This is a genomic window from Methylobacterium sp. 77 (assembly GCF_000372825.1).
Classification (GTDB): Bacteria; Pseudomonadota; Alphaproteobacteria; order Rhizobiales; family Beijerinckiaceae; genus Methylobacterium.
Genome location: NZ_KB910516.1, coordinates 3,289,587 through 3,314,682 on the forward strand (window position 1 = coordinate 3,289,587; position 25,096 = coordinate 3,314,682).

19 protein-coding genes are annotated in these 25,096 nt (G+C 68.0%); 11 read left to right on the plus strand and 8 right to left on the minus strand.

Features of this window, described 5'->3' with window-relative positions; all coding sequences use genetic code 11:
- Nucleotides 1-44: 44 nt before the first annotated feature.
- The 4 genes from A3OK_RS0115625 to A3OK_RS0115640 form a co-directional block, all read right to left on the minus strand.
- Nucleotides 45-470 (minus strand): DUF6691 family protein, encoded by a 426-nt coding sequence (locus A3OK_RS0115625; RefSeq protein WP_019905832.1) that lies wholly within the window; start codon nt 468-470, stop codon nt 45-47.
- Complete coding sequence (locus A3OK_RS0115630) at nt 470-886, minus strand: YeeE/YedE thiosulfate transporter family protein (protein ID WP_019905833.1); 417 nt, start codon at nt 884-886, stop codon at nt 470-472. Before A3OK_RS0115630 ends, A3OK_RS0115625 begins: the two co-directional genes overlap by 1 nt.
- Nucleotides 887-1,331: 445 nt before the next feature.
- On the minus strand, nt 1,332-3,023 hold the full coding sequence (locus A3OK_RS0115635; RefSeq protein WP_019905834.1) for a HAMP domain-containing methyl-accepting chemotaxis protein: 1,692 nt from the start codon (nt 3,021-3,023) through the stop codon (nt 1,332-1,334).
- A 156-nt stretch (nt 3,024-3,179) separates the two neighbouring features.
- Nucleotides 3,180-6,212, minus strand: a complete 3,033-nt coding sequence (locus A3OK_RS0115640) for an FAD-binding and (Fe-S)-binding domain-containing protein (RefSeq protein ID WP_019905835.1) — start codon at nt 6,210-6,212, stop codon at nt 3,180-3,182.
- A 126-nt stretch (nt 6,213-6,338) separates the two neighbouring features.
- Here A3OK_RS0115640 and A3OK_RS0115645 point away from each other — a divergent pair, with 126 nt between their 5' ends.
- Nucleotides 6,339-7,385, plus strand: a complete 1,047-nt coding sequence (locus tag A3OK_RS0115645; protein WP_019905836.1) for a threonine aldolase family protein — start codon at nt 6,339-6,341, stop codon at nt 7,383-7,385.
- A gap of 7 nt (nt 7,386-7,392) precedes the next feature.
- On the opposite strand, the gene A3OK_RS0115650 is transcribed toward A3OK_RS0115645, so the two are convergent.
- Complete coding sequence (locus A3OK_RS0115650) at nt 7,393-8,151, minus strand: GntR family transcriptional regulator (protein WP_019905837.1); 759 nt, start codon at nt 8,149-8,151, stop codon at nt 7,393-7,395.
- A 159-nt stretch (nt 8,152-8,310) separates the two neighbouring features.
- Between A3OK_RS0115650 and A3OK_RS0115655 the strand changes: the two genes are divergently transcribed.
- The 8 genes from A3OK_RS0115655 to A3OK_RS0115690 all read left to right on the plus strand — a co-directional run bounded on the left by A3OK_RS0115655 (nt 8,311) and on the right by A3OK_RS0115690 (nt 19,815).
- Nucleotides 8,311-9,486: an aminotransferase class V-fold PLP-dependent enzyme gene (locus A3OK_RS0115655; RefSeq protein ID WP_019905838.1), complete on the plus strand. Its 1,176-nt coding sequence runs from the start codon at nt 8,311-8,313 to the stop codon at nt 9,484-9,486.
- Between the two features lie 352 nt (nt 9,487-9,838).
- The gene (locus A3OK_RS0115660; RefSeq protein ID WP_019905839.1) at nt 9,839-11,095 is read left to right on the plus strand and encodes an MFS transporter; all 1,257 of its coding nucleotides are present in this window, start codon (nt 9,839-9,841) and stop codon (nt 11,093-11,095) included.
- Nucleotides 11,096-11,189: 94 nt separating this feature from the next.
- Nucleotides 11,190-12,422, plus strand: a complete 1,233-nt coding sequence (locus A3OK_RS0115665) for a CoA transferase (RefSeq protein ID WP_019905840.1) — start codon at nt 11,190-11,192, stop codon at nt 12,420-12,422.
- A gap of 320 nt (nt 12,423-12,742) precedes the next feature.
- The gene (locus tag A3OK_RS24355) at nt 12,743-12,901 is read left to right on the plus strand and encodes a hypothetical protein (protein ID WP_019905841.1); all 159 of its coding nucleotides are present in this window, start codon (nt 12,743-12,745) and stop codon (nt 12,899-12,901) included.
- Nucleotides 12,898-15,591, plus strand: coding sequence for a PAS domain-containing protein (locus A3OK_RS24630; protein ID WP_019905842.1), 2,694 nt, complete (start codon nt 12,898-12,900; stop codon nt 15,589-15,591). The genes A3OK_RS24355 and A3OK_RS24630 overlap by 4 nt, the downstream gene beginning before the upstream one ends.
- Before the next feature lie 530 nt (nt 15,592-16,121).
- Nucleotides 16,122-17,324, plus strand: coding sequence for an MFS transporter (locus tag A3OK_RS0115680; protein WP_155912168.1), 1,203 nt, complete (start codon nt 16,122-16,124; stop codon nt 17,322-17,324).
- A complete protein-coding gene (fhuF, locus tag A3OK_RS0115685) occupies nt 17,321-18,067 on the plus strand; it encodes a siderophore-iron reductase FhuF (RefSeq protein WP_019905844.1) in 747 nt (248 codons plus the stop codon). Before A3OK_RS0115680 ends, fhuF begins: the two co-directional genes overlap by 4 nt.
- Nucleotides 18,061-19,815, plus strand: coding sequence for an ABC transporter ATP-binding protein (locus A3OK_RS0115690; RefSeq protein ID WP_019905845.1), 1,755 nt, complete (start codon nt 18,061-18,063; stop codon nt 19,813-19,815). The genes fhuF and A3OK_RS0115690 overlap by 7 nt, the downstream gene beginning before the upstream one ends.
- Before the next feature lie 260 nt (nt 19,816-20,075).
- Here the strand turns inward: A3OK_RS0115690 and A3OK_RS0115695 are convergent, their stop codons facing one another.
- On the minus strand, nt 20,076-20,303 hold the full coding sequence (locus A3OK_RS0115695; RefSeq protein ID WP_019905846.1) for a hypothetical protein: 228 nt from the start codon (nt 20,301-20,303) through the stop codon (nt 20,076-20,078).
- 153 nt (nt 20,304-20,456) lie between these two features.
- Nucleotides 20,457-20,768 (minus strand): hypothetical protein, encoded by a 312-nt coding sequence (locus tag A3OK_RS0115700; RefSeq protein ID WP_019905847.1) that lies wholly within the window; start codon nt 20,766-20,768, stop codon nt 20,457-20,459.
- Between the two features lie 235 nt (nt 20,769-21,003).
- On the opposite strand from A3OK_RS0115700, the gene A3OK_RS0115705 reads away from it, so the two are divergent.
- On the plus strand, nt 21,004-21,453 hold the full coding sequence (locus tag A3OK_RS0115705; RefSeq protein ID WP_019905848.1) for a MarR family transcriptional regulator: 450 nt from the start codon (nt 21,004-21,006) through the stop codon (nt 21,451-21,453).
- Nucleotides 21,454-21,468: 15 nt separating this feature from the next.
- Here A3OK_RS0115705 and A3OK_RS0115710 read toward each other — a convergent pair whose 3' ends face one another.
- Nucleotides 21,469-22,470, minus strand: a complete 1,002-nt coding sequence (locus A3OK_RS0115710) for an HWE histidine kinase domain-containing protein (protein WP_019905849.1) — start codon at nt 22,468-22,470, stop codon at nt 21,469-21,471.
- Between the two features lie 378 nt (nt 22,471-22,848).
- On the opposite strand from A3OK_RS0115710, the gene A3OK_RS0115715 reads away from it, so the two are divergent.
- On the plus strand, nt 22,849-25,077 hold the full coding sequence (locus tag A3OK_RS0115715) for a CHASE3 domain-containing protein (protein ID WP_019905850.1): 2,229 nt from the start codon (nt 22,849-22,851) through the stop codon (nt 25,075-25,077).
- The last annotated feature ends 19 nt before the right edge of the window (nt 25,078-25,096 follow it).

The window sequence follows — 25,096 nt, forward strand, 5'->3', positions numbered from 1 at the left end:
CGATGGGCTCGCCCCATCGAGGTCTGAACGCATTTGGGGTGGGATCAGGCGGAGCGCTCGCGGGTGAAGCGATGGAGCAGCATCCCCGCCAGCATCGCCGCCACGAACCCGATGACCTGCGGCAGGCCGAGAACCAGGCCGGCCAGCGCAGGGCCGGGGCAGAGACCGACGAGCCCCCAGCCGATGCCGAACAGGGCCGCGCCCCCGATCAGGCTGGCGGTGATCGGACGGTTGTGGGGAATCTCGAACCGCTGTGCGAGAACGGGCTTCCGCATGAGCTTGACGAGGGCGTAGCCCAGGGCCGAGACCGCGACCGCGCCGGCGAGCACGAAGGCGAGTCTCGGGTCCCAGGCTCCCGCGACATCGAGAAATCCGAGCACGCGCGCCGGGTCCATCATGCCCGACAGGGCGAGGCCGAAGCCGAACAGGAGCCCGGCGAGCAACCCCACCGCTGAACGCAGGACATCCATCACCATCCTCCGTGGCGGACGAGGAACACCGTCGCGGCGGCGGTGACCATGAAGGTCGCCACCGCGGCGATGGAGCGGGGCGACAGCCGAGCGAGCCCGCAAACGCCGTGGCCGCTGGTGCATCCCCCGCCGAGGCGCGTCCCGTAGCCGACGAGGAGTCCGCCGAGGACGACGAGGATCCACGGCGCGTCGAGCTGGACGACCGGCCAGGCGCCGAAGGCGAGGCGGAACAGGATCGGCCCGAGGAGCAATCCCGCGAGGAAGGTCCAGCGCCAGAGGACCTCGCGGCTCGGCGGCCGCATCGCCCCGGCGGCGATGCCGCTGATGCCGGCGATGCGGCCGTTGAGGATGAGGAGCAGTGCGGCGGAGGTCCCGATCAGGGCACCTCCGGCGAGGGCCGACAGGTAGGTGTTCATTCAGCGACTCCGGCCCGACTTTATGGGGCTATCCGGAACGGGCCACGGCCATGGCGGACCGAAACGGTCGGCGATGACGCGCCCATCGTCACGAACCGAAAACGGCAATACGGCCACGGTTCGCACTCCCGACGATAGGTCGAATGCCGGAGCGTCACTGTCAATGGGACGCGCCTGCTTCCGACACCGGGCGCTGCGCCGAGCGCTCGTGCAGGATCGCAAGGACGTGAGGCATGGTCGACGTATCGTCATGGCCGGTGCGGCATCTCCTGGCCGGTGCGGCGTCTCCTGGCCGGTGCGGCGTCTCCTGGCCGGTGCGGCGTCTCCTGGCCGGTGCGGCGTCACATGAGGCGGCGGCCGACTGCCTCGATGGCATGTCGAACCGCCGCGCTCGCTCTTCGGGTGGCTGGCCTGACGAAGGCCAGCCACCCGGTCGCCTCGCCTTTCAGGCCGCCCGCACGGTCTCGAGGAAGCGGGTGACTTCGGTCCCGAGATGCTCGGACTGGCGAGACAGTTCGGAGGCTGCCGAGAGAACCTGCGCGGCTGCGGCACCCGTCTCTTCCGAGGCCTGCGCCACGCCGGCGATGTTGCTCGTCACCTCGCCGGTGCCCGACGACGCCTGCGCCACATTGCGGACGATTTCCTGCGTCGCCGCCCCCTGCTGCTCCACGGCCGCCGCGATGGAGGCAGCCACGTCGTTGATCTCGCGGATGCGCGCCGTGATCCCGCCGATGGCCGAGACGGCCTGACCCGTCGCGCCCTGAATCTGGCTGATCTGGCCTCCGATCTCCTCCGTGGCCCGCGCGGTCTGGGCGGCGAGTTCCTTGACCTCGGTGGCCACCACCGCGAAGCCCCGGCCGGCCTCGCCGGCTCGCGCGGCCTCGATGGTGGCGTTGAGCGCCAGCAGGTTGGTCTGGCTCGCGATGTTGGCGATCAGCCCGACCATGTCGCCGATGCGAGACGACGCCTGGCTCAGGGCCTGCACGAGTTGCAGGGTCTGGTCCGCCTCGTGCACCGCCGTCTGCGCCAGGGTCGAGGAGCCGGCAACCTGACGTCCGATCTCCTGGACCGAGGAGCCGAGTTCCTCGGCCGCGGCGGCCACGGTGTGGACGTTGGTCGCGGCTTCTTCCGCTGCGGCGGCCACGGTGGTGGATTGGCTGGCGGTCTCCGTGGCGGTGACGTTCATGCTCTGCGCAGTGGCCTGCAGTTCCGTGGCCGAAGAGGACACCATTTCGACGATGCTGCCCACCGCCCGTTCGAAGCCGTCGGCCAGTTCCACCATCGTCCGTTTGCGTGCGACGGTCGCCGCCTCATCGGCGATGCGCTTGATCTCGGCCTGCTCGGCAGCCTTCGCAGCGACCATGGACTTGATGCCCTCGACCGCGCGACCGACCTCGCCGATCTCGTCGCGGCGTGCCGCTTCCGGGATCTGGGCGTCGATGTTGCCCGAGGCCATGCGCTGGAGCACGCCGACCAGGCCGCCGAGGGGACGGGTGATGCCGAAGATCGAGATGGCGACGGCGGCCACCATTCCACCCAACAACCCGACGGCGCTCAAGATCGTCAGGGCGAGGCGGGTGGAGTCCGTCTGGTCGGTGAGAGCGTCCGAGCGCACCTCCATGTACTTGGCGATGTCTTCGGCCAAGGCGGCCCCTTCCTTCGTCATCGCCCCGAAGGTCGGGTCGATGGACGAGTGCATCAGCGCAATGGCTTCGGCATTCTGATTCAGGACGCCGAGACGGCGAACCTCGTTCACATCCTGCACGAAACGCTTCACGAGGGCAGTCTGCGCGTCGATGCGTGCCGCGAAGGTGGGAGCCTGGTCGCGGAGTTCGGCCAGGACCTTATCCATGTTCGGCAGCGTGGCCTCGAAGCCGGCATCGGCCCTCTTCATCTGATCCGGTTCGGTCTCGGCGATGACGCGGAAGACCCAATAATTCAGCGCATAGATCAGATGATTGGTCCGTCGAACGCTGGCGACGGCCTTGGACTCCTGGCCGATGAGATGACTATAGGCGTCGTCGATCTGGCTCATGCGCGATTGGGCGTACCACACGCAGCCGCCCACGATCGTGGCGATGAACATCAGGACCGCCAACAACTTCGGAAGGATTTTGATTCTGGAGAGGATCTGCATGTGTGCCCGCCTTCAATGCCGCGGCATACTCAATCACATCATGCTTAAATTTTTGGCTAATGCCTCGTTTCCTGCGAATAAAAAGGCTATCGATCGCCGTCTGGCCATTATAGAAATATACACTTCGACAAAACACGAAGTGACATAGATTTTCCGTCAGATATCCCTACGGGATCGAGTATTCGTACTTGTCCGGCGGCGTTCCGCCATCGCGTCGTCCAGTACCCGAGCCACGTGACGCGCATGGATGCCGAGACCGTCATGGATCTGGTGACGGCAGCTGGTCCCGTCGGCCACGACGAGATCATCGGGGCCGGCCTTGCGCAGGGCCGGGAACAGCGAGAGCTCGGCCATGGCCAGGGAGACGTCGATGGTCTCGGCGCCGTAGCCGAAGGCCCCTGCCATGCCGCAGCAGCTCGACTCGATCACCCGCACGTCCAGCCCCGGCACGGCGCGCAAGACCGTCTCCACCGCGCCCATGGCGGCGAAGGCTTTCTGGTGGCAATGGCCGTGGAGATGCGCCACCCGCCCGTGCTGATCGGCCATGGGCAGCGTGATCCGCCCGGCATCGAGGTCCACCGCCAGCAATTCCTCGAACAGGAAGCTCGCCTTGCTCAGCTCCCCCGCCTCCGGGCCGGGGAGCAGGGAGGCGAACTCGTCGCGGAAGGTGAGAAGGCAGGAGGGTTCGAGCCCGACGATCCGCGCGCCGGCCCTCACGAAGGGCAGCAGCGCGGTGAGCGTGCGGCGCGCTTCCTCGCGGGCCCGGTCGGTCTGGCCGGAGGCGAGATAAGTCCGCCCGCAGCAGAGCGGACGCCGCCCGCGATGGGGGACGACCCGGTGCAGCCGGTAACCGGCCGCAATCAGCACGCGCTCGGCCGCCTCCAGGTTCTCGCGCTCGAAGGCGCGGTTGAACGTGTCTCCGAACAGGACGATGTCGCGGACGTCGCCGGCGACGTCCGCGGGATGGGCCGGCTCGCCCTGCTCGACCCAGGGACGGCGCCAGCGCGGCAGGGTGCGCCGCGCCGAGAGTCCGGCGACCCGCTCGGACAGTCTCGCGAGAGCGGGCAGGCGGTCGCGCAGGTTGAGGAGGGGCGCCAGCCACGCCGCCGTGCCGGCATAGAGCGGCAACGCCGCCACCAGCCGCTCCTTCAGCGGCAGGCCGTGGCGGGCATGGTAATGGTGCAGGAACTCGACCTTCATCTTCGCCATGTCGATGCCGGTGGGGCATTCGCGGCGGCAGGCCTTGCACGAGACGCAGAGATCCAGCGTCCGCTTCATCTCGCGGCTGGTGAAGGCGTCGTTGCCGAGCTGACCCGAGATCGCGAGCCGCAGGGTGTTCGCCCTGCCTCGGGTGAGGTGCTGCTCCTCTTTCGTGACGCGATAGGACGGGCACATCGCCCCGCCGGCGAGCTTCCGGCAGGTGCCGTTGTTGTTGCACATCTCGACGGCGCCGCCGAACCCGCCCCATTCCGACCAGTCGAGGGCGGTCGTCTTCGGCTGGCTCACGGCGTAGCCCGGCTGGAACCGCATCAATGAGCGGTCGTCCATCTTCAGCGGCCGGACGATCTTGCCGGGATTGAGCCGGTTCTCCGGGTCGAACCCGTCCTTGACCTGCTCGAAGGCGCGGGTCAGGCGCTCCCCGAACATCGGCGCGATGTATTCCGAGCGCGAGATGCCGTCGCCGTGCTCGCCCGAATACGAGCCCTTGAAGCGGCGGACCTGCTCGCTCACGGCCTCGGCGATGGCCCGCATCCTGGCGACGTCGCCGCCCTGCTTCATGTCGAGGATCGGGCGGACGTGGAGGCAGCCGACGGAAGCGTGGGCATACCAGGTGCCGCGCGTGCCGTGGCGGGTGAACACCTCCGTCACCGCGTCGGTATAATCGGCGAGATGCTCCAGCGGCACCGCGCAATCCTCGATGAAGGAGACCGGCTTCGCGTCGCCCTTCATCGACATCATGATGTTGAGGCAGGCCTCGCGCACCTCCCATACCGATTTCTGGCGGACGGGTTCCGGCACCTCGACCACCGCACCGGCAAAGCCGTGATCGGCCATGCAGGTATCGAGGCGTTCGAGGTCGCGCAGCAACGCATCCCGGTCGTCGCCGGCGAATTCCACCAGCAGCAGGCAGTTCGGCCGGCCGCGCGTGATGTCGGCGAGCGTCGCCCGGAACAGGGGAATGTCGGCGCCGAGCACGAGCACGTTGTTGTCGACGAGTTCCACCGCCACGGGGTCGAGATCGACGATGGCCTTCGTCGTCTCCATCGCGGAGCGAAACGAGGGAAAGTGGCAGACGCCCATCACCCGGTGGGTCGGCAGGCGCGAGAGCTTCAGGGTCACGCTGGTCGTGGCCGCCAGCGTGCCCTCCGAACCGACCAGGAGATGGGCGAGGTTCGGCCGCGCCTCGATCAGCGCATCGAGATTGTAGCCGCCGACCCGGCGCTGGACCCGGGGGTAGATCCGCAGGATCTCGTCGCGCTCAGCATCGGCGAGCGCCCGCATCGCGGCGGCGAGGTCACCGGCGCGCTCCGAGCCGACGACGCCCGTCGCCTCGTTTCCGGTGAGGCCGAAGCCGAAGGGCTCGCCGTCATGGAACAACGCCTCCAGGCTCAGCACGTTGTCGCTCATCTTGCCGAAGCGCAGGGAGCGCGCGCCGCAGGAATTGTTGCCGGCCATGCCGCCGATGGTGCAACGAGTCGCGGTGGAGGGTTCCACGGGAAAGAACCAGCCATCGGCCTTCACGCGGGTGTTCAGCCGCTCCAGCACCATGCCGGGCTCCACCGTGATGGTGCCTCGTTCCGGATCGTAGGCGATGATGCCGTTGAAATGGCGCGAGCAATCGACCACGAGGCCGCGCCCGATGGGCTGGCCGTTCTGCGAAGTGCCGCCGCCGCGCAGGATCACCGGCACATCGTGCTCGGCCGCGATCTTCAGCGTCGCGGCGATGTCGGCGGCGTTGCGCGGCAGGACCACGCCCGCCGGCATGATCTGGTAGATCGAGGCGTCGTTGGAATAGCGCCCGCGGGTGAAGGCATCGAATCGCGCCTCGCCGCGCAGAGCCTCGGCGAGACGTCGCGGCAGGCCCGCACCCTGGCGGTTGGCGGCGCGGGGGCTGATCGGCCCCGATCCGGCAGCGGCGGGCGACCCGGCGGGATTCGGGCCGGTGGCGGGCTCAGCCGTGGCGGTCATGATCCATCGTCCTCGTGAGGATGCCGTAAGCCGGCATCACGGCGATCCGGGTTTCGGCAGGGTGGCGGGATCGCTCCGACCGGCTAAAGTGGTCTGCACGAATTGCATGCAAAACAGGGCCGCCGAATGATCGATTTGTATAGCGACACGCAGACGCGGCCAACGCCCGGCATGCGCGAGGCCATGGCCCGCGCCGAGGTCGGCGACGAGCAATCCGATTCCGATCCGACGACCCTGGCCCTGTGCGAGCGCGTCGCCGCCCTGCTCGGCAAGGAAGCGGGCGTGTTCATGCCGTCGGGCACGATGTGCAACCTCGCCTCGATCCTGGTCCAGACCCGCCCCGGCGACGAGATCGTGGTCGACGACCAGTCCCACATCTACAACACCGAGGCTGCGGGCTCGGCCGCCATCGGCGGTGTGTCGGTGAAGGCCCTGGCGACGCCGGCAGGCGTCTTCACGCCCGAGGCGTTCGAGGCGGCGATCCGCCCTCCGGCTCGCACGGCGCCGCGCTCGGCCCTGGTCTCGGTGGAGCAGACCACGAGCTTTTCGGGCGGCTCGGTCTGGCCGCTCACCGACATGCGCCGCATCCGTGATCTCGCCCATCACAGCGGCATGAAGGCGCATATCGACGGGGCGCGCCTGCTCAATGCCGTGGCTGCCACCGACATCTCCGCCAGGGACTACGCCAAAGGCTTCGACAGCGTCTGGATCGACCTGAGCAAGGGACTCGGCTGCCCGGTCGGCGCCGTTCTGTGCGGATCGAAGCACTTTATCGTCGAGGCGTGGCGGTGGAAGTACCGGCTCGGTGGCGCCATGCGCCAGTCGGGGATCCTCGCCGCGGCCGGGCTCTACGCCCTCGATCACCATGTGGACCAGCTGGAACTCGACAACGCCAATGCCGGCGAGTTGAAGGCCCGCATCACCGGCGCGCCGGGCCTTACCATCGCGCCCGATGCGGCCCAGTCCAACATCCTGTGCTTCTCGGTGGAGCCGCTGGGCATCACCGCGACCGCCTTCGCCGAGGCGTGTCTCGCAGAAGATGTGCGTATCCGCGCCATCGGCGCGCATCAGATCCGCGCGACCACCCATCTCGACGTCGACCGGGCCGGCATCCTGACCGCAGCAGACGTGATCCGGGCGCAGGCCGCACGGTTTCATGAGGCCTTCCGCTGAGCCGCCGTCACGATGCGGCGGAGGCGACGTCCGGCGGGCACGCCGTCTCGCGCCCGGCCGCCGCCCGGCGCTTGTTGCGCAGGTGCCCGAACAGGATGTCACTGAGCTCGTTGCCGGCGCGCCGCCGCAGCGCATCGAGGATTTCCTCATGCTCGCGCATCGCCTCGCCCCAGCGGTCGCGATTCTCGTCGAGATTGGCCGAGTAGCGCACACGGCGCAGGCGCCCGGCGAAATTGGCGTAGCTCGCCCGCAACGGCTCGTTGTCCGCCGCCTGCACGATCCGGTCGTGGATCGCCTGGTTGCAGGCGAAGTAGCCGTGCAGGTCGCGCCGCATGTAGCAGCCGTACATCTCATGGTGCAGCCGCTCGATCTCCGCATAGGCGGCGGGCGTGATCTTCTCGCAGGCGAGGCGCCCGGCCAGGGCTTCGAGCCCGCCCATGACGTCGAACAGGTCCACCAGTTCCTCGGTGCCGAGCTGGCGCACCCGTGCGCCGCGATTCGGCAGGAGCTCGATCAGCCCCTCCGAGGCCAGCACCTTCAGCGCCTCGCGCAGAGGTGTGCGCGAGATGCCGAAACGCTCGCACAGGATGCGCTCCGGCACCCGCGCACCGGCCGCCAGATTGCCCTCGACGATATAGTCCCTAAGGCGCGCCAGAAGCTCGCCGTGCAGCGATTTCGCCAGGAACGGGACAGCGGCGGGGCGCGCTCCGTCGCTCGCCGGAGGACCGGTATCGGCGTCGGGTTCGGAGATGGGGTCAAGCACCATAATGCGGGCTTACCAGCCGAAAGCGATGCGGTCGAGGATGAATGTTCGCATAATAATGCTTGCCCTCTCAAAAAATGAATGCAATTTTCCGCCGCATGCCGCCCCGATCCGTCGATCTCGGGGGGCCACTCCCTTCGACCGGCCATCGCGGAGACACCGATGACGACACGGACCGGACGCCACTTCCTGCACATTCCGGGCCCCAGCCCGGTGCCAGAGCGCGTCCTTCGCGCCATGGACATGCCGGTGATCGACCATCGCGGACCCGACTTCGCCGAACTCGGCAAGTCGGTGCTGGAGGGAGCCCAGGCGGTGTTCCAGACCCGCTCACCGGTGATCATCTATCCGGGCTCCGGCACGGGCGCCTGGGAATCCGCCATCGTCAACACGCTGTCGGCCGGCGACCGGGTGCTGATGTTCGAGACCGGCCATTTCGCCACCCTGTGGCGCCAGATGGCGGCGCGCTGGGGCATCGAGGTCGAGTTCGTCCCCGGCGACTGGCGCCGCGGCGTCGATCCGGAGCGCGTCGAGGCGATCCTGGCCGAGGACCGGGCGAAATCCATCAAGGCGGTGATGGTGGTCCATAACGAGACCTCGACGGGTGCGACGAGCCGGATCGCCGACATCCGAAAGGCCATCGACCGCGCCTCCCATCCGGCCCTCTTCCTCGTCGATACGATCTCCGGCCTCGGCTCGGCCGAATACGCCCATGACGAATGGGGCGTCGACGTCGCGGTGAGCTGCTCGCAGAAGGGCCTGATGCTGCCGCCGGGGCTCGGCCTCGTCGCCCTGTCGGACAAGGCGCTCGCCGCCGCGAAAACCGCGACGCTGCCCCGCTCCTACTGGGATTGGGAGGACATGCTCAAGCCGAATGCCAGCGGCTACTTCCCCTATACGCCGGCGACGAACCTCCTCTACGGCCTGCGCGAAGCCATCGCCATGCTGAGAGAGGAAGGTCTGCCGCAGGTCTTCTCCCGCCATCACCGCCTCGCCGCCGCGACCCGCGCCGCCGTCGAGGGCTGGGGCCTCGAAGTCCTGTGTCAGGAGCCGTCGGACTATTCGCCGGTCCTCACCGCCGTGATGCTGCCCGCGGGCCAGGATGCCGATGCCCTGCGAAAGCTGATCCTCGAGAAGTTCGACCTCTCCCTCGGCACCGGGCTGGCCAAGCTCAGCGGCAAGGTCTTCCGCATCGGCCATCTCGGCGAGTGCAACGACCTGATGCTGATGGCGGCGCTGTCGGGCGTCGAGATGGGCCTCAAGGCTGCCGGCGTTCCGCACAGGAGCGGCGGCGTGCTCGCGGCGATGACCGCCCTGCGCTCCGGCCTCGACGATTGAGGGACGACGCGTCCAGCCGCTCCGACCGGCTGGCGCCGTCGCGCATCGTCCTTCCGGGACGCGGACGGTGCGCGGCTTTGCACCGCCGGGCTCCCCGGACTTCGGGTTCCCCGACCCGGCCCCGGGATGACGGGGCGCCGAACTCAGCGAACACGAACAAACCGACACCACACGAACCACCAACCGCGCGCGCAGCCACCAGAAAGCTCGGCGATCAGATCGGGCGGCCTCGCACTTCCAACCTGAGGAAACCCCGATGACGCCTGCCAATGGACGCGTATCCGCGTCGGAACCTGCTGATGGACGCGTCATCGCGTCGAAACCTGCCAAGCGACGCGTCAGCGCGTCGAACATGGTGCTGTTCCTGCTCTGCCTGATGTATTTCGTCACCTATCTCGACCGGGTGAACATCGCGACGGCGGGCGGCGAGATCATGAAGGATCTCGGGCTTTCGAATACCCAGTTCGGTCTGATCCTGTCCGCCTTCGCCTACCCCTACGCCATCTTCCAGGTCATCGGCGGCTCGGTCGGCGACAAGTTCGGGGCGCGGCGCACCCTCCTCGTCTGCGGCCTGATCTGGGCCTCGGCAACGATCCTCACCGGACTCGTGGGCGGCCTCGTCAGCCTGTTCCTCGCCCGCGTGCTCCTCGGCTTCGGCGAGGGCGCGACCTTCCCCACCGCCACCCGCGCGATGCAGAACTGGACCGCGCCGGGCAAGCGCGGCTTCGCGCAGGGCATCACCCATGCGTTCGCGCGCCTCGGCAACGCGGTGGCGCCGCCCATCGTCGCCGTCCTGATCTACCAGTTCGGCTGGCGCATCGGCTTCGTCATCCTGGGGGTGGCGAGCTTCCTCTGGGTCGTGGTCTGGTACCTTTATTTCCGCGATGACCCGGCCGAGCATCCGGCGATCACGCCGGAGGAACTCGCGGTGCTGCCTCCGCCGCGCAAGGTCGGCGCCAAGCAGAACATCCCCTGGAGCCGCCTGACCATGCGGATGCTCCCGGTCACCTTCACCTATTTCTGCTACGGCTGGACGCTGTGGCTGTTCCTCGGCTGGCTGCCGAGCTTCTTCAAGCTGAATTACGGGCTCGACTTGAAGAACTCGGCCCTGTTCGCCTCGGGCGTGTTCTTCGCCGGCGTGGTCGGCGATACGCTCGGCGGCGTGCTCAGCGACCGTATCCTGAAGAAGACCGGCAACCTCAAGCTCGCCCGGCTCAGCATCATCGTGGTCGGCTTCCTCGGCGCGGCGGCGAGCCTCACCGGCGTGTTCTTCACCAAGGACCTGACCCTGGTGGCGCTCCTTCTGAGCTCCGGCTTCTTCTTCGCCGAGCTCGTCATCGGCCCGATCTGGTCGGTGCCGATGGATATCGCGCCGACCTATTCGGGCACGGCGGCCGGGCTGATGAATACCGGATCGGCCGTGGCGGCGATCATCTCGCCGATCGTGTTCGGGCTCATCGTCGACGCGACGGGAAGCTGGACGCTGCCCTTCGTCGGCTCCATCGGCCTCTGCCTGGTGGGTGCCGGCCTCGCCTTCACCATGCACCCCGAGCGCCCCTTCGAGGAGGAACCGTCGCTGCCGGTGGGGCGGCCCGTACCGGCGGAATAGCGCACCACGCTCCCCTCCCCTCGCGAGGGGGAGGGGAGCCCCATGCGCCGGTTTCCATCGACCGCCAGACGACACAACAGAGGAACCGAGCAGGATGGACGAATCCGTGCGCGAAGACGCCACGCCGAGCCGCCCCCTTCCTTTGGCGGGGATCCGCGTCCTCGACGTGACCCAGGTGATGGCGGGGCCGTTCTGCAGCATGCTGCTCGCCGATCTCGGGGCAGATGTCGTCAAGATCGAGCCGCCGGGCACGGGCGACCAGACCCGCGGCGCCATGGGGTTCAAGATGAAGGGGCCCGACAGCATGGGTTTCCTCAACATGAACCGGAACAAGCGCAGCCTCGCCCTGAACCTCAAATCCGATGCCGGGCGCGACCTGCTGCTCGACATGGCCTCCAGCGCGGACGTGCTGGTCGAGAATTACCGGCCCGGCGTGATGGCCCGGCTCGGCCTCGGCTACGAGGCGATGCGCGCCCGCAATGCGGGGCTGATCTATGCGAGCATCTCGGGCTTCGGCCAGTCGGGCCCCTGGGCGAAACGGCCCGGCTACGACCTGATGGCGCAGGCGATGTCGGGGGTGATGAGCGTCACCGGCCATCCCGGCGGACCGCCGGTCAAAGCCGGCGTCCCGGTCGCCGATATCGGCTGCGCGCTGTTCACCGTCTACGCGATCCTGGCCGCCTATATCGGCCGACAGGCCAGTGGCGAGGGCCAGTATATCGACGCCTCCCTGTTCGATGCGGCCCTGGCCTTCTCGATCTGGGATGTCTCGGAATATTGGGGGACGGGCCGCATCCCGCAGCCGCTCGGCACCTCCAACCGCATGAGCGCGCCCTATCAGGCGGTGCGCGCCTCCGACGGATACTTCGTCATGGGGGCGACGAACCAGAAGCTCTGGCGCCTGCTCTGCGACGTGCTCGGCCGCGGCGACCTGTTCGACGATGACCGCTTCGTCGACATCCCGGCAAGGCTCGCCAACCGCGAGACTCTGATCGAGGAGCTGGAGCGGAGCTTCGCCGCCAAGAGCGCCGAGGAATGGGTCTCCCTGCTTCTCGACGCCGGCATCCCGGCCGGACGCATGAACACGTACCCGGAGGCGTTCGAGAGCGAGCACGGCCGGCACCGGCAGATGCGCATCGAGGTTCCCCACCCGATCGAGGGCACGGTGCCGAATATCGGCTTTCCGGTGAAGCTGATGGGCACGCCCCAGCGCGTCCGCACGCACGCCCCCCTGCTCGGCGAACACACCGACGACGTGCTGGCGGAATTCGGTCTCTCGGCGGACGAGATCGAGACCCTGCGCTCGCGCGGGGCCTTCGCCGCATGACAGCGCTTGGTGAGCCGGTGCTCGGATCAACGACAGTGAGCCGAGTGAAGCGAGAGGCCGGGCAGTCCTATCGGTCTTGAGGATGCCCCCCGCCCCATGATCATGCCCAAAGGACATGGCTTTGTCCTGTGAGCGCCAAGGTGGGCGCGTCACTTCGAGACTGACCTCACGACCGCAATGACGGGAGGGTGACGCCCGCGATTCATGGCCTGGCATGACGCGATCAGCGGCGCCACACACGATGGATTCGGCCACTCGGCGGATCGCGCCCGGCGCGGCCCACTCTGGCGCCACCCCGAGGATTGCGGCAGAAAGCTGCCATGGAACGTCTCGCCATCGTCACCATCAGCCGGTTCACTCATCGCCTCGCCCACGAGGCCGCACAGGCCGAGACCGGCACCGTTTGCTGGGCCGACGGCATCGCAGGTGCGGGCCACGCTTCCGGCAGGCGTGCCGAACGATCGGCGGTCCAGGCATGAGCCGGCCCGAAACCGAGGCGCTTCTGCGCCGCGCCCAGGAAGCCGGTGGCATCGGCGTCTTCTCGGTCGGCATCGACGACGGGGTTCTCCATCCGACCTGGGAATTCTGTCGGCTCTATGGTTTGCCGGAGCGGTCGAATTATCCCGCGACGGCGTTCGAGGGATTGGTCATCCCCGAAGACGCGCATCTCGTCTCGACGGTGGAGGGCCGGCGCCGGGGCGAACTGGTCCTCGACGTCGAGTACCGCATTCGGCGCGCCGATACCGGCGAGATCCGCTGGATCGCGCGCAAGGGCGAACTCGAACGCGACGTCTCGGGACGCCCGATCCGGTTCTCAGGGGTCGCGCGCGACGTGACCGAACAACGCTCGGCCCTCGATGCGCTGGCCACGAGCGAGGCGCGCTACCGTGCGCTATTCGATGCGGTCGACGACGGTTTCTGCATCATCGAGTTCTTCGACGGACCGCACGGCCCGTTGAGCGATTACGTCCATGTCGAGGCGAATGCGGGCTACGAGCGCCATACCGGCATCCCGAACATCGTCGGCCGCACCCTGCGCGACCTCGCGCCCGACGAGGCCGAAGGCTGGCTCGGCCTCTATGGCGGCGTGCTGCGCACGGGTGAGCCGGTGCGGTTCGAGCGCGCGTTCCCGGCGGCACGACGCCATATCGAGGTCTCGGCGGCGCGGATCGAGCCCGCGAGCAACCGCCAGGTCTCGGTGCTGTTTCGCGACGTCACGGCACGCAAGCGCGCGCAAGCCGATCTACGCGCGAGCGAGGCGCAGTTCCGCGCCTTCTCCGAGGCCGTGCCGAACCAGGTCTGGGCCGCGCGGCCGGACGGCGACCTCTACTGGTTCAACGCCCAGGCCTACGCCTATGCGGGCGTCGAGGCGGGCGCCATCGACGGCAAGCTGGCCTGGGAAGACCTGATCCATCCCGACGACCTCCTTGTCGCCGCCGGGGCGTGGTCCCGCTCCCTCGCGACCGGCGCCGCGTATGAGGTCGAGTTCCGCATCCGCCGCGCCGACCGGACCTACCGCTGGTTCCTGGCGCGGGCGGAGGCGATCCGGGACGGCGCGGGGACGGTCACGGGCTGGATCGGCACCAATACCGACATCGACGAGCGCAGGCGCCACGCCGCGGAACTCGAACGTCAGGTCGCCGCCCGCACCGCCGAGCGGGACATGATCTGGCGGGCCACCTCCGACCTGCTCAGCGTCGCCAGTCTCGACGGGCGGTTCATCAGTCTCAACCCCGCTTGGTCGGCGACCCTCGGCTGGAGCGATGAGGAGATGAAGGCACGGCCCTTCCTCGACCTCGTCCATCCCGACGACCGCGCCACGACGGTGGCGGCCTCGGAGGGTCTCACGCGCGGAGAGGCGCAGCTCTCGTTCGAGAACCGCTACCGGCACCGCGACGGAAGCTACCGCTGGTTCTCCTGGAACGCCGTCACCAGCGAGGGGCTGATCTACGCGACCGTGCGCGACGTGACCGCCGCGAAGGAGCAGGCGGACATCCTCGCCCGAACCGAGGAGGCGCTGCGTCAGGCGCAGAAGATGGAGGCGGTCGGTCAGTTGACCGGCGGCCTCGCCCACGACTTCAACAACATGCTCGCCGGCATCGTCGGCTCCCTGGAGCTGATGCAGACCCGCATGCTCCAGGGCCGGGTGGGCGACCTCGAACGTTACATCGGCGCCGCGCAGGGAGCGGCGCGGCGGGCGGCGGCCCTGACACACCGCCTGCTCGCATTCTCGCGTCGGCAGACGCTCGCCCCGAAGCCGACCGACGTGAATCGTCTGGTGGAGGGGATGGTGGATCTGGTGCGCCGCACCGTCGGGCCGGGCGTGTCGGTCGAGGTGGTCGGGGCCGGCGGCCTGTGGCCGACACTGGTCGACCCGAGCCAGTTGGAAAACGCGCTGCTCAACCTCTGCATCAACGCGCGCGACGCCATGCCCGACGGTGGCCGCGTCGTGGTCGAGACCGGCAACCGCTGGCTCGACCTGCGCGGTGCCCGCGAGCGCGACCTGGAGCCGGGCCAGTACGTCTCGCTCTGCGTCTCGGATAATGGCGCCGGCATGACGCCGGACGTCGCCGCCAAGGCCTTCGATCCCTTCTTCACGACGAAACCGCTCGGCGAGGGCACCGGGCTCGGTCTCAGCATGATCTACGGTTTCGCCAAACAATCCGGCGGACAGGTGCGGATCTATTCGGAGCCCGGCGAGGGCACGATGGTCTGCCTCTACCTGCCGCGCCATCGCGGCGAGGCGGAAGGGTCGGAACCGGTCCCCGATCTGTCGGAGGCGGCGCGTGCCAAGGCCGGCGAGACGGTGCTGGTGGTCGATGACGAGCCGACGGTGCGCATGCTGGTGACCGAGGTGCTGGAGGATCTCGGCTATGCCGCCATCGAGGCGGCGGACGGTGCCTCCGGGCTGAAAGTGCTACAATCGGACGTGCGCATCGACCTGCTCGTGACCGATGTCGGCCTGCCCGGCGGCATGAACGGACGACAGATGGCGGAGGCGGCCCTTCTGTCCCGGCCTGATCTCAGGGTGCTCTTCATTACCGGCTACGCCGAGAACGCCGCCCTCAACCACGGCCATCTCGCCCCCGGCATGCAGGTCATGGTCAAGCCGTTCGCCCTCGAGGCACTCGCCACGCGGATTCGAGGACTCATCGAAGGGAAGGTGTGATCGAAGGCCGGGCCGGAACCCCGAACCGCCCGCCCTTCGGCACACACCGTCCATGCGCCCAAGCCTTCGACTCCTCCCAAGACACCGACGCGCCCAAGAGACCCACGCGCCCAAGTCTTCGACGAGCCCACGCCTTCGACGATCCCAAGCCTTCGACGCCGCTCCACTCCGGCCGGCATCGCTGCGGGCAAACCGCCCTTGCGCCCGATCCGGACACCGCATACTTCATGAAAAGATCAATGATTACAGTACATTATTCTATTTAAAAACTACGCCTGCCGCGAAGAGGCCGGCCATGGAGTAGGACGGACGCATGCTCCCGATGCTCGAATCGAGGCCGTATCCTTCGGCTCGCAGACTCGCAGGACGGTCGCTGATCATTCCGCGTGCCCGTCGACATTGCTTCTCCGTCGGGCATGCCTGAGCCGCACGGCCGGAGGGAGGCCGAAGCCGATCCTCGTTCGTGGCAGGTCGGCGGACCGGACGCGGCGGCGCGCGCGATCGGCACCCGGTTCGAAGGTTCTTCCCGGATGCATTGGGTGCGGCCCCTACTGCCGTTCTTCTGCCTCTACATCACCTTCGGGACGACGCTCGGCTTCCTGTCGAGCGGCGCCCCGCTGATCCTGCGGGCACGCGGCGTCGAACTGGCCGAGATCGGCTTGCTGCAGCTGATCAACCTGCCCGTCGGCCTGACGTTTCTCTGGGCCGTCGCTGTCGACAGGTTTCGCCTGCCGGGCCTCCCGCACCGCATCGGCTGGATCGTGCTGATGCAGGGTGCGGCCATCGCCCTGCTCATCGTCCTCAGCCAGGGCGAGACCTGGCCGCTCGCCGTGCTGCTCGGTCTCGCGGTGGCGACCTGCTTCTGCATCGCGACGATGGACATCGCCCTCGAAGCGCTCGTGGTCGAGACGGTGCCCGCCGACCGGCGGCCGTTCGTGGCCTCGGCCAAACTCTCCGGCGCTTCGCTCGGCGGCATCGCCGGTGCTGGCCTGCTGATCGGATATTACGACACCCTCGGCTGGCAGGCCGCGGTACTCGGCGTCGCCGGCCTCAACCTCCTCTGCCTCCTGCCGATGCTCCGGTATCCGGAAGCCCGGCTCTACCGGGACGCCGCGCCGGCGGAACGATCGGGAGGCTCCCTCGAGCGCTTGCGAGCGCTGGCGCCGCGCATCCTGGTGCTGGGCCTCTATTTCGCGGCCCTGTTCGTCCTCTCCGGCTTGAACAACCTCGCCTTGCTCGATCTCGGCGTGCCGCTGCAGGACGTCGGGTTCGTCACCGGCAGCCTCTCGCCGATCGTCAATCTCGTGATGGCACTGGTCTCGGGCGGCCTCGTGCAGTGGGTGGGGACGCTGCGCCTCATCGGGGTCTCGGCTCTCGGCATGCTCGTCGGCGGCGTCCTGATGCTCGTCGCCTGCGCCGTCGGATCGGCCTGGCTGGCCATCGCGGCGACGATCCTCGGCATCGTCAGCGGCGGAGGGCTGGGCGTGCCGGTGTTCAACATGATCTATCGCTGGGCGCAGGGGCCGCGCCCCGCCACCGACTACGCCCTGCTGTTCGGGGCGGCGTTCTTCGCCGCGATGCCGCTGCGGATCGCCGCCCCGGCTCTCGCGGCGCATGCCGGCTGGCCGGTCTATTTCGCTGCCGCGATCCTGTTCTACGCCGTCGCCTTCGCCGGCCTGCGCTCGGCGATCGGCCGAACCCTCGAGGCCGATCGGGTCGCGGGGGACGCATGATCGATCGGCTCGCAGCACTGGTTCCACCCTCGCTCGCGGCCTTCGGCTGCCGCATCGCCGCGACACCGTCCAGGCCCGAGGCCCGGCCGCTCTCGATCCTGGCCAGCAAGGCGGCCTTCGACGGTGTGGTGGACGGGTTCGGCAGAGCCTTGGGCGAAGGGGGCAGCGGAGGCGCCGGCCAGGGATTCGAAACAGCCGACCGGCGGGCCCTGGTCTCGCTCTGGACCCAGTACTACCTTCCTGCCCTCATCATCCCCTATTTCACCGCTCTTAGCCGCCTCGGCCGTGCCTTGCCGATCGGGTTCGACCGGGTCGGCTTCGAACTCGACGAGGCCGGCATCGTCTCCCGCTTCATCGTGGCGGAGGCGGATTCCCGTGACGCCGAGCCGGAGCCCGGCCTCGATCCCCTGATCGAGGGCCATCTGCGGCCGTTCTTCGACCTGTGCCACGGGCATTACGGACTGTCCCGCCGCGTGCTCTGGTGCAATGCCGGCGTCACCGCCGACTTCGCCTTGCGCGAATTGAGCATCGGCACGGCGGCAATGGTGCCGGTCCAGTTCCGCGTGGAAGCCTGCCTCGGTCGCTGCGGCGCGGATGCGTTCGGCCGCTGCCCGCTGGCCCGGGCCTTCAGCGTCGGCGAGGAGCGGCGACGGCGGGTTTGCTGTATGCGCTACAAGCTACCGGGCGTGCCGTCCTGCGGAGCCCTCTGCCCCGTCGATCATCTGACGAAAGCATCATGCTGAAGGCCTTCCTCGCCTATTATCGCCCGCACCGGACCCTGTTCCTCGTCGATTTCGGCTGCGCCGTCCTGTCGGGCCTGCTCGAACTCAGCTTCCCGATGGCGGTGAAGGTGTTTGTGGACGTGCTGCTGCCGCGCCAGGATTGGCAGCTCATCCTGCTCGCCGCCCTCGGTCTCGGCCTAGTCTACGTGGCCAATGCCGGCCTGATGGTGGTCGTGACCTATTGGGGGCACGTTCTCGGCATCAACATCGAGACCGAGATGCGCAGGCGCGCCTTCGATCACCTGCAGAAACTCTCGTTCCGCTATTTCGACAACCAGAAGACCGGCCACCTCGTCGCCCGCGTGACCAAGGACCTGGAGGAGATCGGCGAAGTCGCGCATCACGGCCCGGAGGATCTCTTCATCGCGGTGATGACACTCATCGGCGCCTTCGCCCTGATGGTCTATGTCCACCCGCCGCTGGCTTTCCTGACCGCCGGGATCCTGCCGGTGATCGCCTTCGTCACCCTTCGCTACGGCGGCCGCATGACCCGGAACTGGCAGGCGCAATACGGCCGCGTCGCCGCCTTCAACGCCCGTATCGAGGAGAATGTCGGCGGCATCCGCGTGGTCCAGGCCTTCGCCAACGAGCCGCACGAGCGCCACCTGTTCGCCGCCGACAACCGGAAATACCGCGAGACCAAGCTCGAAGCCTACCGGATCATGGCGGCCAGCCTGTCGATCAACTATCTCGGCATGCGGCTCGTCCAGATCGTGGTGTTGCTCGGCGGGGCCGCCTTCGTCGTGCGCGGCGAGCTCTCGCCCGGCGGCTTCATCGGGTTCCTGCTGCTGGTGGGCGTGTTCTATCGGCCGCTGGAGAAGATCGGCGCCGTCGTCGAGACCTACCCCAAAGGGGTCGCCGGCTTCCGGCGCTACGCCGAACTGCTCGCGACCGAGCCCGATATCGTCGACCGTCCGGATGCCGTCTCCGTGCCGGCGCTGAAGGGGGACATCCGCTTCGAGGGCGTGAGCTTCGGTTACACCAGAGAGCAGCCCGTCCTGACCGGGCTCGACCTCGACGTCGCGGCGGGAGAGACGGTCGCCTTCGTCGGGCCCTCGGGGGCCGGCAAGACCACTTTGTGCTCGCTCATTCCGCGTTTCTACGACGTCGATCGCGGGCGCATCACCATCGACGGGAGGGACATCCGCGACCTCACGCTCGCCTCGCTGCGTCGGCAGATCGGCATCGTCCAGCAGGACGTCTTCCTGTTCGCGGGCACGATCCGCGAGAACATCGCCTATGGAAGGCTCGATGCCAGCGAGGCGGAGATCACCCAGGCGGCGCGGCGGGCCAAGCTCGGCGGGTTGATCGAGAACCTGCCGAACGGGCTCGACACCCTGGTCGGCGAACGCGGCGTGAAGCTCTCCGGCGGCCAGAAGCAGCGCCTCGCCATCGCCCGGGTGTTTCTCAAGAATCCGCCGATCCTGATCCTCGACGAGGCGACCTCGGCCCTCGACAGCGAGACCGAGCAGGCGATCCAGGCCTCCCTGGTCGAACTCTCCGAAGGGCGCACCACCCTCGTCATCGCCCACCGCCTCGCCACCATCCGCCAGGCCGACCGGATCGTCGTGATCGGGACGGACGGCATCGTCGAGCAGGGCCGGCACGAGGCGCTTCTCTCGGCAAACGGAGCCTACAGACGCCTCTACACCGCCCAGTTCGCGCAACGCCAGGAGAACGGATCGCCCGCGGAGTTCGCAGCCGAGTGAAGCCCCAAGGCACTTGGGTTCAGGCAGGTAAGAAGTAGCCAGACGACCCGAAATTATTCGACGGGATCACGACCGTCATCGCCCTCATTCGGATTGCTCGCTCTTAGATGTTTGGTCCCGTTGTGTGGTGTGACGGATCGAGCCTGAAGCGTTCGGGCTCTTTCGTCCACGCCCGCCACCATTAAAAAACGTTCCAGTAGGGAACACCCTACTGGAACGCGGATGCGCCGAGATGACTCGGTTCGAGCCACGGGGCCACCTTAGCGGGTCGAGGTGTCGACTGCCTCGGCAACGATGCGGCGGGTCGGGAGAGCACGCGCGGTCACGGACGGCGTGGTCGTCAGCTCGGAAGCCGGACGCACGGCTGCCGTCACGCGGGCCTGCTCACGGTAGAGCGGCGGAGTGAGGTTGATCCGCTCATCGGCGATGGCCGTGCCGGCCAGGGTGGCGGATGCCAGAGCGGCGAGAACGAGAACTCGGACTGTCATGGTAAAACTTCCTCTGATGCTTCAGGGCAGCGCCCTGTTTCGTGAGACCGATGTACTTCGCACCGCACCATCATTCAAACAGATATCGTCAATACTCCATATCGACGAAATCAATGATGATGGGCGCAGGCCGGCTTTGCCGGATGGTTTGGTCTACCGGACCGGAGCCGAGACCGCGGCGTCCCAGACGTCGAGGGTACGGGTCGGCTGCACTTCCACGGCCCCTGCGTCGGCGACACCGGCCTTGGCCGACGCGTAGGCGCGCTTGGGAGCGATCGAGCCGGTGGTCCGGATTGCGCTGTCACTGGCCGGGAAGGCCGCAACCGAGGCCGGCCGCCACTCCATGACGTCGAAGGTATGGTTCCAGATCGCCAAGGTCCGGACGTCCTGGGCGGAGGCGGGAGTGCCGAGGGCGGCGATAGCGGCGGCGATGGCAGCGATGGTGAGAGCGGAACGTACGGTCATCGGAAGTCTCCTTGGTCGGTGAGCGATGGGTGCGGTGTGGTCCCCGGGAACCCGGCGTGGATGCTCATTGCGATAAGGTTGATATAAACCTGTCTCAGCTTTTCGCCGTGCAGTACGACACATGGGTTGATATCAACTTTATCGGAGGGGACGTGCAGGATTGAGGTCGCGGCCGGCTGCGCCACGACGGGAGATGTGCTATAGGGTTGGTATCAACTTTCCCGAGGAGCCGCCCATGGCTACGCCCCCCGTCCTGACACCGATCGTCGCGGCTGCGGTGGAGCAGGCCTGTTTCAGCTTCGCGGCCCAGAAGGCCGCACGTGCCATCGGTCGCCGCTATGATGCGGCCCTGCGCCCGACAGGGTTGTCGAACTGGCAGTTCACGCTGCTGATGATGCTCGTCCGCGACGCGGTGCCGACGGTGGGCGCGCTGGCGCATGACATGGCGACGGATCGCACCACCATCACGGCCAACCTGAAACCCCTGGAGCGCCGCGGATTGCTCGCGATCCAGACCGACGCGGACGATCGGCGGATCCGGCGCATCCTGCTCACGGATGAGGGGCGCGCAGTCCTGACCGAGGCATACCCGCTCTGGGAGGAAGCGCAGGCGGCGTGCGCCGAACAGCTCGGCACGGTCGATCAGACCAATTTTCGCGCGGCCGTAACGGCGCTGTCGACCTGAGCACGGGCACCGGGTCTACCGGTTCCGGAGCGGAACCTTGATCCGGACCCTCAATCCGTCAGTATCGAAGGCGATGTCGACCTTGGCCGATGTCTGGGCCGTCAGGATCTTGTTGAGCAGCCGCGTTCCGAAGCCTTCCCGTGTCGGCAGCGTCGGCGGCGGTCCGTCATGTTCGTTCCAGACCCAGGCGAGGCAGGACCCGTCAGGGCCCTCCTCGACATCCCAGGTCACCGCGACCCGCCCGTCCGGATGCGCGAGCGCCCCATGCCTCACGGCATTGGTGGTCAGCTCGTGCAGCGCCATGCTGATCGGCACCGCGAGTTCGGATGGCAGCTTGAGGTTCGGGCCTTCCAGCGCGATGCGGCCCCCCTCGCTGTAAGGATTCAGCTCAGCCCGGAGCAGGCCAGCGAACGAGGCGACCTGGGCCTCGTCCTCGGTGATGAGCGCGTGGGTCCGGGCCAGCGAGATGATCCGCCCCGAAAACGCGCGTCCGAACTCCGCCATGGTCACGGACGACCGCATGGTCGCGTTCAGCACGGCCTGCACGGTGGCGAGGGTGTTCTTCACGCGGTGATGCAGCTCGCGCACCATCAGCGCCTGCCGGTCCTCGAAGGCCCGTCGCTCGGTGACGTCGCGCTGTGCCGAGACCCAATGCGTGATCCGCCCATCCGCGTCGCGGATCGGCGTGATCAGCCATTCGACCCTGTAGGTCGAGCCGTCCTTGCGATAGTTGAGCGCCTCGCCCTGGAACGCCTCTCCGGCACGGAGCGAGGCCCTCGCATGGTCGAGCGTGGCGCGGTCCGTGCCCGGCCCTTGCAGCAGCCTGGGACTGCGTCCGGTGACCTCGCGTTCCTCGTATCCCGTCAGGCGGGTGAAGGCAGGGTTGGCGTAGACGATGCTCGGGCCGGGCTCCTCGATCTCGGCCGTGGTGATCAGGATGGCCTCGCCCGCCGCCTCGACCGCAGCCTTCAGGAGTCTCGGGTCGACTCCCCCCACCCCGTTGTCATCACGACGCATCGTCCGAACCGCCTCCCGGGGTGCCATGTCGACGCCGCACCCCGGACGCTCGGGCACGCCACGCGGCAGGTATCTCCCTGAACGGAACAACAACCGGCGTTACCGTCGGTTGCGGCCGCCGGTGCCGGACACCTGGACGCAGGATGATCCGTGCGCGGTAAGAATTGGTGGCTCGAAGATCTGGCGCCAGGAAGACTTGAAGGCCCCGAGGCGGGGCTCTCGCCGTTTTGGAAAGGATGCGTCGTCCGGGCCGCAAATAATGCGCAATCGCGGACGAGAGGTACGGTCTTCGGACACGGATCGGACGATCTCCGTTTCCGCCCCCTGCCTCCGCCTCCGCCTCCGCCTCCGACCGATGACGAAACATGAGACGCCGGCATGACCAAACATCTCGTCGCGCGTGCCAACATTCTCGTCCTCGGCGTCCTGCTGGCGCTTCTGAGCCTCGTCGGGGCCGTGACCTGGGAGCGCCTGAACGCCTCGCGTGACGCACGGGAATGGTCGCAGCACAGCTACGGTGTGCTTGGCACGATGAAGGATCTCGCCATCGCCCTGCGCGACGCCGAGCGCGGCCAGCGGGGATACCTTCTCACGGGCAAGGCCGATTACCTCGGGCCTTACAACGCCGCGCGCGACCGCATCGGTCTGCTGCAGGGCGAGTTGCAGAAGCTGACGGCGGACAACCCGGCGCAACAGGAACGCCTGCGCGCCATGTCCCCGACGATCCAGCACAAGCTCGAAGAGCTTGCCCAGACGGTGCAGGCCCGTCGCGACAGCGGCCTCGAAGCGGCGCTGCGTATCGTCAACACCGATGCCGGTCGCACCTTTATGCGCGAAATCGAAGCCATGCTCTCCGACCTTCTCGCCGATGAGCAGGTCCTGCTCGCCCAGCGCCAGGTCCAGAACGATGCGCGCGCGGCCTGGGTCCGCTGGCTGGTGATCGGCGGCTCGGGCCTCGCCATCCTGACCCTGCTCCTGGCAGCTAGGCTGCTCAACCACGCCTGGTCGCGCTCCTACAAGGCGGAGGCCGAGCAGCGGGCCCTGGTCCTGCGCCTGCGCACCACCCTCGACAGCCTGAGCCAGGGCGTCGCCGTGTTCGGTCCCGACGGCAAGCTGAAGAACTGGAACGAGTGCTTCCAGATCCTTCTCGACCTCCCGAAGGCCATGGTCCGGCCCGGTGCATCCTATCTGGCCTTCGTCGAGCATACGGCCGAGCCCGGCAGGCCGGAGCTGGAAAGCGAGGACCAGGTCCGGCACGGCACCCGGCCCCTGCGCGAGGCCATCACCTACGAGCGCGAACGCGCCGACGGGCATCATCTCGAAATCCGGCGGACGCCGATGCCGGATGGCGGCTTCGTCCTGACCATTTCCGACATGACCAAGCGCGCCCAGGCCGAGGGTGTGCTGCGCGAGGCCCAGAAGATGCAGGCCATCGGCCAGCTCACCGGCGGCATCGCGCACGACTTCAACAACCTGCTCCAGGTCATCCTCGGGAACCTGGAATTCGTCCGGGCCAAGCTCGACGGCGACGGCAAGCTCCAATCCCGCATCGAGCGCGCGACCTGGGCCGCCCAACGCGGCGCGACGCTGACCGGGCAGCTCCTCGCCTTCGCCCGCAAGCAACCCCTGGCACCGGCCGCCATCGACCTCTCGGCGACGATGCCCGACCTGATCCCGCTCCTGCGACGGACGCTCGGCGAGCATATCGACGTGCGCTACGTCGAGACGGCGGGCCTGTGGCCGGCAATGGCCGACCCGGCGCAACTGGAGAGCGCGGTCCTAAACCTCGCCCTCAACGCGCGAGACGCGATGCCGGGCGGCGGCCGGCTCACCATCGAGCTCGGCAACACGGTGCTGGACGATGACTATGCGCGCCACAATGCGGAGGTGACGCCCGGCGACTATGCCATGGCGGCGGTCTCCGACACCGGTCACGGCATGACGCCGGAGGTAATTGCTCGCGTGTTCGAGCCGTTCTTCACGACGAAGCCAGACGGCAAGGGCACGGGGCTCGGACTCGCCATGGTGTTCGGCTTCGTGAAGCAGTCGGGCGGCCACGTGAAGGTCTATTCCGAGCCCGGCGAGGGTACGACGGTGAAGCTCTACCTTCCCCGCGCGACGGGGACGGTCAGGGTCGCTGGCCAGCGCATGGGGACGCCGCTGGAGCTGCCCCGCGGGTCGGCGACGGTGCTGGTGGTGGAGGACGAGGCGGCGGTGCGCGAGATCGCCTGCGCGATCCTGGGCGATCTCGGCTATCGCGTGCTGGAGGCGTCCGACGGCGAAGAGGGACTGCGCGTCTTCGGCGCCAACGCCGCCGCGATCGACCTGCTGCTGACCGACGTCATCCTGCCGGGCGAGATCCGGGGCCGGGAGCTGTCGGAGCGGATCCGGGCGATCCGGCCGGAGGTGAAGGTGGTGTTCATGTCGGGCTACACCGAGAATTCCATCGTCCATCATGGACGCCTCGACGAGGGCGTCCACCTGATCGGCAAGCCGTTCAAGCGCGAGCAACTCGCCGTGAAGATCGCCGATATTCTCGGAACCGGAGCCGAAGTCAGGGACGAGACCGGCAAGGTCGTCGAATTCAGGGCGAGACGCGAGCCGTGATGGTCATGACGGGCCCCGC